This is a genomic window from Streptomyces sp. NPDC044704 (genome assembly GCF_056433525.1).
The window spans coordinates 527,663-541,217 of the sequence record NZ_JBWKGY010000005.1 but is presented as its reverse complement, the minus strand read 5'-3'; the positions used below and the strand labels follow the sequence as shown (position 1 = coordinate 541,217).

Genomic DNA, 13,555 nt, shown 5'->3' with positions numbered 1-13,555 from the left:
CCCGCGCGGATCGCGCGGGGCCCTCGTGAGAGCGAAGTGCCGGAGTCCCGGAGTCCGGATACCGGCGGCTACGCGTCCGCGGCCGGAACCGCCGCCGTCTTCTTGGCCGCCGTCTTCTTCGCGGCGGCCGTCTTGGTGGCGGTCGTGGTCTTCTTCGCGGCCGTCGTCTTCTTGGCGGCGGCGGTCTTGGTGGCCGTCGCCTTCTTCGCCGGAGCCTTCTTGGCCGGTGCCTTCTTCGCGGGCGCCTTCTTCGCGGTCTTCTTCGCCGGACCCTTGGCCCGCTTCTCCGCGAGGAGCTCGTAGCCCCGCTCGGGGGTGATCGTCTCGACGTCGTCGTCCCGGCGCAGGGTCGCGTTCGTCTCGCCGTCCGTCACGTACGGGCCGAAGCGGCCGTCCTTGACGACGACGGGCTTCTCGCTGACCGGGTCGGTGCCCAGTTCCTTCAGCGGCGGCTTGGCCGCGGCCCGGCCGCGCTGCTTCGGCTGCGCGTAGATGGCGAGGGCTTCGTCGAGGGTGATCGAGAAGAGCTGGTCCTCGGTCTCCAGGGACCGCGAGTCCGTGCCCTTCTTCAGGTACGGGCCGTAGCGGCCGTTCTGGGCGGTGATCTCGACGCCCTCCGCGTCCACGCCCACCACGCGCGGCAGCGACATCAGCTTGAGGGCCTCGTCGAGGGTGACCGTGTCCAGGGACATCGACTTGAAGAGGGAGGCCGTCCGCGGCTTGACCGCGTTCTTGCCCGTCTTCGGCGTGCCCTCGGGAAGGATCTCGGTGACGTACGGCCCGTAGCGGCCGTCCTTCGCGACGATCTGGTTCCCGCTCACCGGGTCGGCGCCGAGTTCGAATTCACCGCTCGGCTTCGCGAACAGTTCCTGCGCGTACTCGACCGTCAGCTCGTCCGGAGCCATGTCGTCCGGTACGTCGGCCCGCTGGTGGCCTTCGGCGTCCTTCTCGCCGCGCTCCACGTACGGCCCGTAGCGGCCGACGCGCAGCACGATGTCGTCGCCGACGGGGAAGGAGGAGATCTCCCGGGCGTCGATCGCGCCCAGGTCCGTGACCAGCTCCTTCAGGCCGCCGAGGTGGTCGCCGTTGGCCGGGACGACCTGCGAGGCCTCTTCGGAGCCGAAGTAGAAGCGCTTGAGCCACGGCACGGACTGGGCCTCGCCCCGCGCGATGCGGTCGAGGTCGTCCTCCATCTTGGCGGTGAAGTCGTAGTCGACGAGCCGCCCGAAGTGCGTCTCCAGGAGGTTCACCACGGCGAACGAGAGGAAGGACGGCACGAGTGCCGTGCCCTTCTTGAAGACGTAGCCGCGGTCGAGGATCGTGCCGATGATCGACGCGTACGTCGACGGCCGGCCGATCTCCCGCTCTTCCAGCTCCTTGACCAGCGAGGCCTCGGTGTAGCGGGCCGGCGGCTTGGTCGAGTGGCCGTCGGCGGTGATCTCCTCGGCCGACAGCGCGTCGCCCTCGGCGACCTGCGGCAGCCGCTTCTCGCGGTCGTCGAGCTCGGCGTTCGGGTCGTCGGCGCCTTCGACGTAGGCCTTCATGAAGCCGTGGAAGGTGATCGTCTTGCCGGAGGCGCTGAACTCGGCGGCCCGGCCGTCCGACGCGGTGCCGCCGATCTTCACGGTCACCGAGTTGCCGGTCGCGTCCTTCATCTGGGAGGCGACGGTCCGCTTCCAGATCAGCTCGTACAGGCGGAACTGGTCGCCGGTCAGACCCGTCTCGGCCGGAGTGCGGAAACGATCACCCGAAGGCCGGATCGCCTCGTGCGCCTCCTGCGCGTTCTTGACCTTGCCGGCGTAGACGCGCGGCTTCTCCGGCAGGTAGTCGGCTCCGTAGAGCTGGGTGACCTGCGCGCGGGCCGCGGAGACGGCCGTGTCGGAGAGCGTCGTGGAGTCCGTACGCATGTAGGTGATGAAGCCGTTCTCGTACAGCTTCTGGGCCACCTGCATGGTCGCCTTCGCACCGAAGCCCAGCTTGCGCGAGGCCTCCTGCTGGAGGGTCGTCGTGCGGAAGGGGGCGTACGGGGAACGGCGGTACGGCTTGGAGTCGACCGACTTCACGGCGAACGAGGTCTGCTCCAGCGCGGCGGCCAGCGCCCGCGCGTTCGCCTCGTCGAGGTGCAGCACCTCGCCCTTGAGCTGCCCGGTCGAGCCGAAGTCGCGGCCCTGCGCGATGCGCTTGCCGTCGACCGAGTTCAGCCGGGCGACCAGCGTGGAGGGGTCGGAGGCGTCACCGGCGCGGCCGGTGGAGAAGGTGCCGGTCAGGTCCCAGTACTCGGCGGAACGGAACGCGATGCGCTCGCGTTCCTTCTCGACGACCATGCGGGTGGCCACCGACTGGACGCGGCCCGCCGACAGCTTCGGCATGACCTTCTTCCACAGGACCGGCGAGACCTCGTAGCCGTAGAGGCGGTCGAGGATGCGGCGGGTCTCCTGGGCGTCGACCATGCGCTGGTTGAGCTCGCGCGGGTTGGCGACGGCGTCGCGGATCGCGTCCTTGGTGATCTCGTGGAAGACCATCCGGTGGACGGGGACCTTGGGCTTGAGGACCTCTTGCAGGTGCCACGCGATGGCTTCGCCCTCGCGGTCCTCATCGGTGGCGAGGAAGAGTTCGTCGGACTCGGCCAGCAGGTCCTTGAGCTTGCGGACCTGCGCCTTCTTGTCCGCATTGACGACGTAGATCGGCTGGAAGTCGTGCTCGACGTCCACGCCGAGCCGGCGGACCTCGCCGGTGTACTTGTCGGGAACCTCGGCCGCGCCGCTGGGGAGGTCGCGGATGTGCCCGACGCTCGCCTCGACGACGTATCCGGGGCCGAGGTAGCCCTTGATCGTCTTCGCCTTGGCAGGGGACTCGACGATGACGAGTCGGCGGCCGCCCTTTGCGGTCTCGCTAGTCGGGGACAACTTGGCTCTTCTCTCCGGTCGGCACTCGGTCGCAGTACGGCGACGCTGCGGAGTGTGACGGTACAACCCGCCCCCGTGTCAAACGGCACAAGCCCGCAACGGCCACTCGAACGGTAACCCGACAAGTGCCGTTTCTGCCGCCCGGATGCCGCGCCGGACCCCTTCCGGTCACCGCCCAGGGTGGCCGGGGGGCCGTCTGGCCCCGCCTCCACACCCGCTTCGACGTCGGGTTTCACACCCGTACGGAGATCACCGGCGAGCCCGCCTCAGAAGCGCTGGAGGCACCAGAACCCGAGGGCCAGGGAGCCCGCGCCGGCCAGCAGCGCCAGCGGTACGGCCACGACGGGGCGCACGCCCTCAGCCACCGGCGCACGGTGCAGGGCGCGCGCCCCCGTCCAGACCAGCAGAGCGGCTCCGAACAGCAGGAACACGGCTGCCGCGAAGATCGCCGGACCGCGCTCCATGCCGTTCCCCTTTACCCCTGGGCCGCTCCGGGATCCCCCCGGATCCCGCTGCCGGGGAGCCTGCCAGCCGCGGGGGTACGACGGGCGAACCCCGGGTTACATCACGGGTACGGAAGCACTTCCGGGGCCGGGCGGTCCGGGCGGCCAGAGCGGCACTAGGAGACGGTCCCGCCCGGTACGGGCTCCAGGAAACCCTGCTCGACCAGCATCCGGATCGCCTCCGGGGTCCGGTCCCGCAGGACGACCGGATCCTCTTCCATCAGCCGGGCGATCGCGTCGAGGATCCGGCCCGCGCTGAGTGAGCCGTCACACACTCCCGCGAAGCCCGCCCCGACCGTGTCGACCTTGGTCGCCCGCCGCATGCCGCGGTTCTGCCGGAGCACCACGTGCTCCGGGTCCTCCGCCCCGGGCGCGCCGACCTGCTCCTGGACGACCTCGGCGGTCAGCCGGAAGTACCCGGTCAGCAGGGCCGCGTCATCGTGTTCGCGCAGGTAGTCCTGCCGGGCGAAGTGGGCCAGCACGGTCTCGCCGAGCGGCTGCTCCACCGAGTGCGGCCACTCCTCGACCACGATCGAGGGCTCCGCGGCGTCGGTGCGGCGCAGGGTGATCCAGCCGAAGCCGACGGCCTTGGTCTTGCGGGCCTCGAACTCGTCCAGCCAGTCCTCGTACCGCCGGGTGTACTCGGCCGGGTCGGTGCGGTGGTCGCCCGCGTCGCGCAGCCACAGCTCCGCGTACTGCGTCACGTCCTGCACGTCACGCTGCACGATCCAGGCGTCGCAGCCGCGCGGCACCCAGGAACGGAGCCGGTCGTGCCAGTCCTCGCCGTCCACGTGCTGCCAGTTGCCGAGGAACTGGGCGTACCCGCCCGGGTTGAGGTGCGCGCCGGCCTGCTGGACCAGCATCCGGCACAGGTCGTCGCCGCCCATGCCGCCGTCGCGGTAGGTGAGCCGGGCGCCGGGGGAGATCACGAAGGGGGGATTCGACACGATCAGGTCGTACGTGGCGTCCCCGACGGGCTCGAACAGCGACCCGGCGAGCAGCTCCGCCTCCGGCGCCCCCGAGAGCGCCAGCGTCAACCGGGTGAATTCCAGGGCGCGCGGGTTGACGTCGGTGGCGGTGACCCGGGTCGCGTGCTGGGCGGCGTGCAGGGCCTGGATCCCGGATCCGGTGCCGAGGTCGAGGGCCGAACCGACGGGGATGCGGACGGTGATGCCGGCCAGGGTGGTGGACGCCCCGCCGACGCCGAGGACCACGGCCTCCTCCCGCTTGCCGATCCCGCCGGCCCCGCCGACGGCGCAGCCGAGGTCCGAGACGATGAACCAGTCCTCGCCCTCCGGACCGCCGTACGGGCGTACGTCGACGGTGGCGTGCACCGTGTCCTCGCCGTCGGCGGCATCCTCCCGGCGGAGCCAGCCGCCGGCGAGGGCGGCCTCGACGGGCAGCGCGGCGGCCGCGTGCGCGTGGGGCACGGGCTCCTGGAGGAGGAAGAGCCGGACCAGGCTCGCGAGGGGCGTGTCACCGGCGCTGCGGGTGGCCCGCAGGGCGGGGACCGTCTCACTGCGGGCCAGCGCCGCGTAGGCGGGGGCTCCGAGCAGGTCGAGCAGCCCGTCGGCGGTGAAGCCGGCGGCGAGCAGGGAGGCGCGGAGTTCGGCGGCGCAGTCGGGCGAGGGAAGGCTGGTGGTACTCACGCGTCCATTGTGGCCGCTGGGACCGGCAAACCGAACGACCCGCTACGCGCGGCAGGGCGACCGGGTCCGCGGGGGAAATCCGGCCGCCCTGGGCGGCGTACGACCCGCCGGGGGCGGCGGGTGGCGGCGTACGGCCCGCCGGGGACGGCGGGCGGTCGCACTCAGCCGTTGGCGGGCGTGCTGACCTGGCAGCCCTTCTGGCTGTAGATCACCTTGAGGCCGGTGGACTCGAGCTTCTGCTTGCTCGCCGTCTCGTTCGCCGCGACCTCCGTGAGGCCTCCGGCCACCTGCTGGAGGCCCTCAGCGAACTTGCTCTGGTCCTTGGCGTCCAGCGCGTCGATCTTCGTCTTGAGGTCGATGTAGCTCTTGGAGATCTGGTCGTAGCTCTTCACCACAGCGTCCTGGGACGCCTTGCCGTCCGTGACGGGCGCCTCGCCCGCGGCGGTCAGGGCGCCGCCCATGGACTTGTACGCGTCGGACAGCGTCTGGAACGCGGCCGAGTCGGTCTTCTGGACCTCTTCGGGCTTGTTGCTCTGGGTCGCGACCCGCTTCAGCTCGTCGTTCGTGGTCTTGATCTTGGTGAGCTCGGGCTCCCACTTGTCGCAGACCTTCTTGGCCCAGGCATCGGCCTTCGCCTTGCCGTCGTCGCCGTCTCCGCCGCAGCCGGACAGGACGAGCATCAGTACCGCACCGCCGGACACCGCGGCCGCAAACTTCTTGTTCACCGGATTGGTCCCTTCGAAGGCTCTCGGCCCGGAAGATACACGGCCGCCCTCAGGGGACGCACAAAGGCGGACAGACGACGCGTCAGTACGCGCCGCCCGTCCGCCGTTCGGGCGCATCTTCGAGCCGGTCGGCCCAAGGGGTCAGGACCCCTGAGCGTCCGGCGTCCGCGGCGTCAGGAAACCACCGCCGGGCCGGGTGACTGTGCCACCCGCTCGGCGGCGCCCTCGCCGTCGCCCTCGTCCCCGACCGCGATGCCGCGGCGCTTGGAGACGTACACCGCGCCGACGATGACGCCGATGGCGAGGACCGAGACGACGGCCCGCACGGTCGCGCTGGTGTCCTCGCCGTAGCTGAACTGCACGACGGCGGGTGCGATCAGCAGCGCCACCAGGTTCATGACCTTGAGCAGCGGGTTGATCGCGGGGCCCGCGGTGTCCTTGAACGGGTCACCGACGGTGTCTCCGATGACGACCGCGGCGTGGGCCTCGCTGCCCTTGCCGCCGTGGTGGCCGTCCTCGACGAGCTTCTTCGCGTTGTCCCACGCACCACCGGAGTTGGCGAGGAACACCGCCATCAGCGTGCCGGTGCCGATGGCCCCCGCGAGGAAGGAGCCGAGCGCGCCGACGCCGAGGGAGAAGCCCACCGCGATCGGGGTGAGGACGGCGAGCAGGCCGGGCGTGGCGAGCTCGCGCAGGGCGTCCTTGGTGCAGATGTCCACGACGCGGCCGTACTCGGGCTTCTCGGTGTAGTCCATGATCCCGGGGTGCTCGCGGAACTGGCGGCGCACCTCGTAGACGACGGCTCCGGCCGACCGGGACACGGCGTTGATGGCCAGGCCCGAGAACAGGAACACGACGGCCGCGCCCAGGATCAGGCCGACCAGGTTGTTGGGCTGGGCGATGTCGAGGCTGAGGTTCATCTCCCCGGCCTTGGCCCCGACCTCCTTCACCGCTCCGGCGATCGCGTCGTTGTACGAGCCGAAGAGCGCGGCCGCGGCCAGGACGGCGGTCGCGATGGCGATGCCCTTGGTGATCGCCTTGGTGGTGTTGCCGACCGCGTCCAGGTCGGTGAGCACCTGGGCGCCCGCGCCCTCGACGTCGCCGGACATCTCCGCGATGCCCTGTGCGTTGTCCGACACCGGGCCGAAGGTGTCCATCGCGACGATGACGCCGACGGTGGTGAGCAGTCCGGTGCCGGCGAGGGCCACGGCGAAGAGCGCCAGCATGATCGACGTACCGCCGAGCAGGAAGGCTCCGTAGACCCCGAGGCCGATGAGGAGTGCCGTGTACACGGCGGATTCCAGGCCGACGGAGATGCCGGCGAGGACGACGGTGGCCGCGCCGGTCAGGGAGGACTTTCCGATGTCCCGGACGGGACGGCGGTTGGTCTCGGTGAAGTAGCCGGTCAGCTGCTGGATCAGGGCGGCGAGCACGATGCCGATCGCGACGGCGACGATCGCCAGCACCCGCGGGTCGCCGGGGTGGTTCGCGATGGCCGCGTCCTCGACGCCGACGAGCTCCTTGTACGTGGCCGGCAGGTACGCGTAGACGGCGATCGCGACGAGCACCAGCGAGATCACGGCGGAGATGAAGAAACCGCGGTTGATGGCGGTCATGCCGCTGCGGTCGGAGCGGCGCGGAGCGACCGCGAAGATTCCGATCATGGCGGTGATGACACCGATGGCGGGCACGATCAGCGGGAAGGCGAGGCCGAGGTCGCCGAACGCCGCCTTGCCGAGGATGAGCGCGGCCACGAGGGTGACGGCGTACGACTCGAAAAGGTCGGCGGCCATCCCCGCGCAGTCGCCGACGTTGTCGCCCACGTTGTCGGCGATGGTCGCGGCATTGCGCGGATCGTCCTCCGGAATGCCCTGCTCGACCTTGCCGACCAGGTCGGCGCCGACGTCGGCGGCCTTGGTGAAGATGCCGCCGCCGACACGCATGAACATGGCGATCAGCGCGGCGCCGAGACCGAAGCCCTCCAGGACCTTGGGCGCGTCCGCGGCGTAGACCAGTACGACGCAGGAGGCGCCGAGCAGGCCGAGGCCGACGGTGAACATGCCGACCACGCCACCGGTGCGGAAGGCGATCTTCATCGCCTTGTGGGACACGTCGGTCAGGTCCTTGGCGGGTTCGCCCTCGGCGGGGGTGGCCTCGCGGGCGGCGGCGGCGACGCGGACGTTGGCCCGGACCGCCAGACGCATGCCGATGTAGCCGGTGGCGGCCGAGAACAGCGCGCCCACGAGGAAGAAGGCCGAGCGGCCCCCACGCTGCGACCAGTCGTCGGCGGGGAGCAGGAAGAGCAGGAAGAAGACGACCACGGCGAAGACGGCGAGGGTGCGCAACTGGCGTCCGAGGTAGGCGTTGGCGCCTTCCTGAACGGCTGCGGCGATCTTCTTCATGCTGTCGGTTCCCTCGTCGGCGGCGAGGACCTGGCGGACCAGGATCTGCGCGACGACGAGCGCGGCCAGTGCGACGACCGCGATGACGATCACGATGAGCCGATTGTCATCGGTGAGTACTGCGGCTGCCAGATCATGTGCGCGATCCGGCGCGATAGGGGTGAAGAGCCCCGTCATTCGTCCTCCTTGACGTGATGAGCTCAAGATGTGGACGGATTGTAGGGAGCGCGACCTGATCAAAACAGTGGGCGTGAAACGGAATTGGCCCGCACTTGCTCCTCAGCAATAGATCGCGTCACTCCATTACCCTCGAAAGAAGTAATGGGGCAAAGGCATTGACGGCTGATCAACGATCTAGAGCGTTTTTCCGAGAAATGCGAAAGGCCCTGCTCAGCAGGGCCTTGATAAAGATCGGAAGATACGACGCATGCGGTCGCGGACCGCGCGTCGAAGCGTGACGGGACACCCCGGGAACACGATCAGGACGCGACGCTCACGGCCGGCTACTGCCGCACCACACGGGCAGCCTGACGCTACGAAAGCGCCGGGCCCCCGGACACGGGCCAGCTCATGCGGATGGTGCCGCCCGCCTCGCCCGAGGTCACGGCGACGTCGTCGACGAGCCCGCTGATCACCGCGAGGCCCATCTCGTCCTCACCCTCGATGTCCGGGTCCAGGACGGCGGCGATGCCGGACACGGCCTCGCTGGAACCGCCGGCCGGTCCGGGCACCTCGTCACCGACCTCGATGGAGAACAGCTTCTCCTCCTCGGTCAGCACGACCCGGACGGGCGCGGTCAGTCCATTGCTGCGGTGCAGTCCGACGGCACGCGAACACGCTTCGCCCACGGCGAGGCGGACCTCGTCGAGTACGGCTTCCTCGACCCCCGCCCGGCGCGCCACGGCGGCCGCGACCAGGCGGGCCGTCCGGACGTGTTCGGGCTGGGCGCTGAAGCGCAGTTCAACGGTGGCCATGTGCGTCCCCCTCGGACTACGGGCGTGACTTGACAGGGGACCGGACCGCCCATGGCCCGGTACCCCCGCTCCTCGTCGGCGCCTGCGCCGTTTCCGGCGGCAGCCGCCAGGAGCCGTCAGTCGGTGGCGTTGACGGCGTCTTCCACCGTGGTGTGGATCGGGAACACCTTGGTCAGACCGGTGATGCGGAAGATCTTCAGGATGCGCTCCTGGTTGCAGACCAGACGCAGCGAGCCCTCGTGCGCACGAACGCGCTTGAGGCCTCCCACGAGCACACCGAGGCCGGTGGAGTCGAGGAAGTCCACTCGCTCCATGTCGACAACCAAGTGGTAGCTGCCGTCGTTCACCAACTCCACCAACTGCTCGCGCAGCTTGGGCGCGGTATACACATCAATCTCGCCACCGACCTCTACGACCGTGCGGTCGCCGACAGTGCGAGTCGACAGGGACAGGTCCACGGATCCTCCAGCACCTTGCTATCGAGCGGCGCCCCCCAGGGGCCTCCCCACCCGAAGGTAGGGGAGGGATCGGCTGCCGCGATGGCATTCAATCACTTACCGGCAGGCGCGCACGACGCCTTGGGACCATTGTCCCGCACGCCAGTGACACACTCGGTTCCAATGGCCAACACTCACCGCCCCGGGCGGCCCACGGCGCCCGCGGACGCACGACCCACCCCCGGCACGGTCCTGGACCGGCTGTCAGGGGGGCCTTCCCGGGCTGCGCGCATCACCCATACGGAGCACTTGCCCCCTCGGGCGGGTCGTCATGCGGTCTGGCCCGATCGCATCCGAACGGATGTCGTGGCGGCGATTTCGGCCGCCGGCATCGAACATCCGTGGGAACACCAGGCGACGGTCGCCGAGCACGCCCTGGACGGCCGGTCCGTCGTCGTCGCGACCGGCACCGCCTCGGGCAAGTCCCTGGCCTACCTCGCGCCCGTGCTCTCCGCCCTGGCGGACGGCGCCGGGGCGCCGAACGGGCGGGGTGCGACCGCCCTCTACCTCGCCCCGACCAAGGCTCTGGCCGCCGACCAGCGGCGCGCCGTGCGGGAACTGGCCGCGCCGCTCGGAAACGCCGTCCGGCCGGCCGTGTACGACGGCGACACGCCCTTCGAGGAGCGGGAGTGGGTGCGCCAGTACGCGAACTACGTGCTGACCAACCCCGACATGCTGCACCGGGGGATCCTGCCCGCCCACCCCCGCTGGTCTTCCTTCCTGAAGGCGCTGCGCTACGTCGTCATCGACGAGTGCCACACCTACCGCGGCGTCTTCGGCTCCCACGTCGCCCAGGTCCTGCGGCGGCTGCGGCGCCTGTGCGCCCGCTACGGCTCCGAGCCCGTCTTCCTCCTGGCGTCCGCCACCGCGAGCGATCCGGCGGAGGCCGCCTCCCGGCTGACCGGCCTGCCCGTCATCGAGGTCTCCGACGACGCCTCACCGCGCGGGGAGCTGGTCTTCGCCCTGTGGGAGCCGCCGCTGACCGACCTCAAGGGCGAGAAGGGCGCGCCGGTGCGCCGCACCGCCACCGCCGAGACCGCCGACCTGCTGACCGACCTGGTCGTGCAGGGGGTCCGCACGGTGGCCTTCGTCCGCTCCCGGCGCGGGGCCGAGCTGATCTCCGTGATCGCCCAGGAACGGCTCGCGGCGGTGGACCGGTCCCTGCCCCGGCGGGTCGCCGCCTACCGGGGCGGCTACCTGCCCGAGGAGCGCCGGGCCCTGGAGCGGGCCCTGCACTCCGGAGAGCTGCTGGGCCTGGCCGCGACCACCGCCCTGGAGCTGGGCGTGGACGTCTCCGGCCTGGACGCCGTACTGATCACCGGCTACCCCGGCACCCGGGCCTCCCTGTGGCAGCAGGCGGGCCGGGCCGGACGGTCCGGTCAGGGCGCCCTGGCCGTCCTCGTCGCCCGGGACGACCCGCTGGACACCTACCTGGTCCACCACCCCGAGGCGCTGTTCCGCCGGCCCGTGGAAGCCACGGTCCTGGACCCCGACAACCCGTACGTCCTCGCCCCGCACCTGTGCGCGGCGGCCGCGGAGCTGCCGCTGACCGAAGCGGACCTGGACCTCTTCGGCCCGGCGGCGAGCGGCCTCCTGCCCCAGCTGGAGGCGGCGAAGCTGCTGCGGCGCCGGGCAACGGCCTGGCACTGGACCCGCCGCGAGCGGGCCTCGGACCTGACCGACATCCGGGGCGGCGGGGGCCGCCCGGTGCAGATCGTCGAAGCCGCCACGGGGCGGCTGCTGGGCACGGTCGACGAGTCCGCCTCCCACACCGCCGTCCACGACGGGGCCGTCCACCTCCATCAGGGCCGCACCTACCTGGTCAAACACCTGGACCTGGAGGATTCGGTGGCCCTCGTCGAGGAGGCGAATCCGCCGTTCTCCACCACGGCCCGGGACACCACCTCCATCTCGATCCTGGAGACCGAGACCGAGATCCCGTGGGGCGCCGCCCGGCTCTGCTACGGCTCCGTGGAGGTCACCAACCAGGTCGTCTCCTACCTGCGCCGCAAGCTGATCACCGGCGAGGTGCTCGGCGAGGCCAAGCTGGACCTGCCGCCGCGCACCCTGCGCACGCGGGCCGTGTGGTGGACGGTCACCGAGGACCAGCTCGACGAGGCCCGGATCAACCCGGAGATCCTCGGCGGAGCCCTGCACGCCGCCGAGCACGCCTCCATCGGCCTGCTCCCGCTGTTCGCCACCTGCGACCGCTGGGACATCGGCGGCGTCTCCGTGCCGCTGCATCCCGACACGCTGCTGCCCACGGTGTTCGTCTACGACGGCCACCCCGGCGGCGCCGGATTCGCCGAGCGGGCCTTCCACACGGCACGGGCCTGGCTCACGGCCACCCGGGACGCCATCGCCGCCTGCGAGTGCGACGCGGGCTGCCCCTCCTGCATCCAGTCCCCCAAGTGCGGCAACGGCAACGACCCCCTGCACAAACGCGGCGCCGTCCGCCTGCTCACCCGCCTCCTCGCCACCCCGCCCGGTGCCGGGCCGGAGCCCGCACCCCCGCCCGCCGCAGCTGCACCCCCAGGGCCCGACCCGGCCGGCCCACCCACTCCCTGACACGGGTGGTGCGGGCCTCCAGCGCCCTGTCAGCGCCCCCGTGAGCCGCGACGACCCGGATGGACCGGGACAGTCGCCCAAACCCCGCAAATCGCCCCTCAGGACGCCCCTGGGGCCTGGAGGGGAGTCCCGAAGCAAACCGGGGCGAACCGTCCTCAAGTCGCCCGCGAAACGCCCCGACCATCCGCCGGAGACGAATCCGAATCCCCCCTTCCGTTTGGCTGAAAATCGCCTCTTCGACCTCACCGAACAGTTGAAATCAGGCCCCGAAAACCGCCCCGCACCGGTACGCCCGTCCGGGTCCCCTCACCCCGACCGACCCACGAACCCGACGACCAGACGGGTCAGACGGGTGAGACCGGTCGGGCAGGTCGGGCCGGTCGAGCAGGTCAGGCCGGTCAGGCCGGTCAGGCCGGTCAGGCCGGGGTAAGAGGCGGGCCGGCGCGGGAAGCCAGGGCCGGGGCGAAGGGACCCGCGCGGACCCGGGCCGTGATCTCTGCCACTTCCCCCTCGACCCGGCACGCGGTCACCTCCGCGCCCTGGGCCCGGGCGACCCGCGCCGCCGCCGCGCAGGCCGCCCCCGGGCCGTGGAACCAGGTCGCGGCCGCCGCGAGGGCGGCCAGGTCAGCCGACGCACCCGCCCGGTGACGGGCCGCGACCGCCTGTCCGAGGAGCAGCACGCCCCCGAACACGGCCCCCAGAACCGTGCCCACCACCGTCGCCCAGACCGTCGCGGAGCCCCGGTCCCGGCTCACGGCGGCGGCCCCACGCTGTCCTCGGCCAGGGCCACCGCCAGCGCCCCGAGCCGTACCGGCAGCCGGTCAGGCCCCGGCGCGGGGGCCGCGACCCTGACCCGCCAGAGGTCCCCCACCCGCTCCACTTCGACCTCCGCCCCCGGCGGGGCCGCCTCCCGGGCCGCGGCCTCCGCCACCCCCGCCGGCTCCGAGCGGGCCGCCGCCCGGGCCCCCGCCCGGGCGGCGTCCACGCACCGGATCTGGGCGGCCGCCGCCATCAGGGCCCACACGAGCAGGGCCGCGAACAAGACCAGCGCCGGGATCACCATCGCCGCTTCGGCCGTCACATATCCGCGGTCTCCGATTCCCGTCGGTTTTCGCTCAGAACGGCGCATCGAGCGCCTTCCCGATGGTCGACTGAAGTGCCGCCGAGACCACGTCACTCGTCACCACCTTGTACAGAACCGCGGCGAACGCACACGCCGCGATCGTGCCCATGGCGTATTCCGAAGTCGACATTCCCGCGTCGCTTCCGTGTCCGGCCAGCGCCTTACGCAGTCGGAACCAGATGATCCTCATGACAAACCTCCGGTGGGA

The 13,555-nt window shown here is 71.3% G+C and carries 11 protein-coding genes; 1 reads left to right on the top strand and 10 read right to left on the bottom strand.

The features are described 5' to 3' along the window. Window positions 1-68 precede the first annotated feature (68 nt). The 7 genes from topA to bldG form a co-directional block, all read right to left on the bottom strand. A complete protein-coding gene (gene topA / locus AC07B0_RS16365) occupies window positions 69-2,906 on the bottom strand; it encodes a type I DNA topoisomerase (RefSeq protein ID WP_356871353.1) in 2,838 nt (945 codons plus the stop codon). A 266-nt stretch (window positions 2,907-3,172) separates the two neighbouring features. After that, on the bottom strand, window positions 3,173-3,370 hold the full coding sequence (locus tag AC07B0_RS16360) for a hypothetical protein (RefSeq protein ID WP_356871355.1): 198 nt from the start codon (window positions 3,368-3,370) through the stop codon (window positions 3,173-3,175). A 155-nt stretch (window positions 3,371-3,525) separates the two neighbouring features. After that, window positions 3,526-5,058, bottom strand: a complete 1,533-nt coding sequence (locus tag AC07B0_RS16355; RefSeq protein ID WP_467295639.1) for a DUF7059 domain-containing protein — start codon at window positions 5,056-5,058, stop codon at window positions 3,526-3,528. A gap of 161 nt (window positions 5,059-5,219) precedes the next feature. Beyond that, complete coding sequence (locus tag AC07B0_RS16350; protein WP_356871359.1) at window positions 5,220-5,783, bottom strand: small secreted protein; 564 nt, start codon at window positions 5,781-5,783, stop codon at window positions 5,220-5,222. Window positions 5,784-5,956: 173 nt separating this feature from the next. Further along, window positions 5,957-8,362 (bottom strand): sodium-translocating pyrophosphatase, encoded by a 2,406-nt coding sequence (locus AC07B0_RS16345; RefSeq protein WP_356871361.1) that lies wholly within the window; start codon window positions 8,360-8,362, stop codon window positions 5,957-5,959. A gap of 356 nt (window positions 8,363-8,718) precedes the next feature. Beyond that, window positions 8,719-9,159 (bottom strand): ATP-binding protein, encoded by a 441-nt coding sequence (locus AC07B0_RS16340; RefSeq protein ID WP_356871363.1) that lies wholly within the window; start codon window positions 9,157-9,159, stop codon window positions 8,719-8,721. 116 nt (window positions 9,160-9,275) lie between these two features. Beyond that, window positions 9,276-9,617 (bottom strand): anti-sigma factor antagonist BldG, encoded by a 342-nt coding sequence (gene bldG, locus AC07B0_RS16335; RefSeq protein ID WP_008743037.1) that lies wholly within the window; start codon window positions 9,615-9,617, stop codon window positions 9,276-9,278. 81 nt (window positions 9,618-9,698) lie between these two features. Between bldG and AC07B0_RS16330 the strand changes: the two genes are divergently transcribed. Further along, entirely contained in the window at window positions 9,699-12,224 is a 2,526-nt protein-coding gene (locus AC07B0_RS16330; RefSeq protein WP_478898474.1) for a DEAD/DEAH box helicase, read from the top strand. Window positions 12,225-12,640: 416 nt separating this feature from the next. Here AC07B0_RS16330 and AC07B0_RS16325 read toward each other — a convergent pair whose 3' ends face one another. From AC07B0_RS16325 to AC07B0_RS16315, 3 genes are read right to left on the bottom strand one after another with little or no spacing between them, the layout of a single operon-like run. Continuing rightward, window positions 12,641-12,979 (bottom strand): Rv3654c family TadE-like protein, encoded by a 339-nt coding sequence (locus AC07B0_RS16325; protein ID WP_478898472.1) that lies wholly within the window; start codon window positions 12,977-12,979, stop codon window positions 12,641-12,643. After that, the gene (locus AC07B0_RS16320) at window positions 12,976-13,353 is read right to left on the bottom strand and encodes a TadE family type IV pilus minor pilin (RefSeq protein WP_356871369.1); all 378 of its coding nucleotides are present in this window, start codon (window positions 13,351-13,353) and stop codon (window positions 12,976-12,978) included. Before AC07B0_RS16320 ends, AC07B0_RS16325 begins: the two co-directional genes overlap by 4 nt. Beyond that, on the bottom strand, window positions 13,340-13,537 hold the full coding sequence (locus AC07B0_RS16315) for a DUF4244 domain-containing protein (RefSeq protein WP_356871371.1): 198 nt from the start codon (window positions 13,535-13,537) through the stop codon (window positions 13,340-13,342). The genes AC07B0_RS16320 and AC07B0_RS16315 overlap by 14 nt, the downstream gene beginning before the upstream one ends. Between the last annotated feature and the right edge of the window lie 18 nt (window positions 13,538-13,555).

Excerpts from the sequence above, each read along its gene's own strand:
- AC07B0_RS16360 (WP_356871355.1), bottom strand. The coding sequence starts at position 3,370 with ATGGAGCGCGGTCCGGCGATCTTCGCGGCAGCCGTGTTCCTGCTGTTC.
- AC07B0_RS16345 (WP_356871361.1), bottom strand. The coding sequence starts at position 8,362 with ATGACGGGGCTCTTCACCCCTATCGCGCCGGATCGCGCACATGATCTG.
- AC07B0_RS16340 (WP_356871363.1), bottom strand. The coding sequence starts at position 9,159 with ATGGCCACCGTTGAACTGCGCTTCAGCGCCCAGCCCGAACACGTCCGG.
- AC07B0_RS16330 (WP_478898474.1), top strand. The coding sequence starts at position 9,699 with ATGGCATTCAATCACTTACCGGCAGGCGCGCACGACGCCTTGGGACCA.
- AC07B0_RS16320 (WP_356871369.1), bottom strand. The coding sequence starts at position 13,353 with ATGCGCCGTTCTGAGCGAAAACCGACGGGAATCGGAGACCGCGGATAT.
- AC07B0_RS16315 (WP_356871371.1), bottom strand. The coding sequence starts at position 13,537 with ATGAGGATCATCTGGTTCCGACTGCGTAAGGCGCTGGCCGGACACGGA.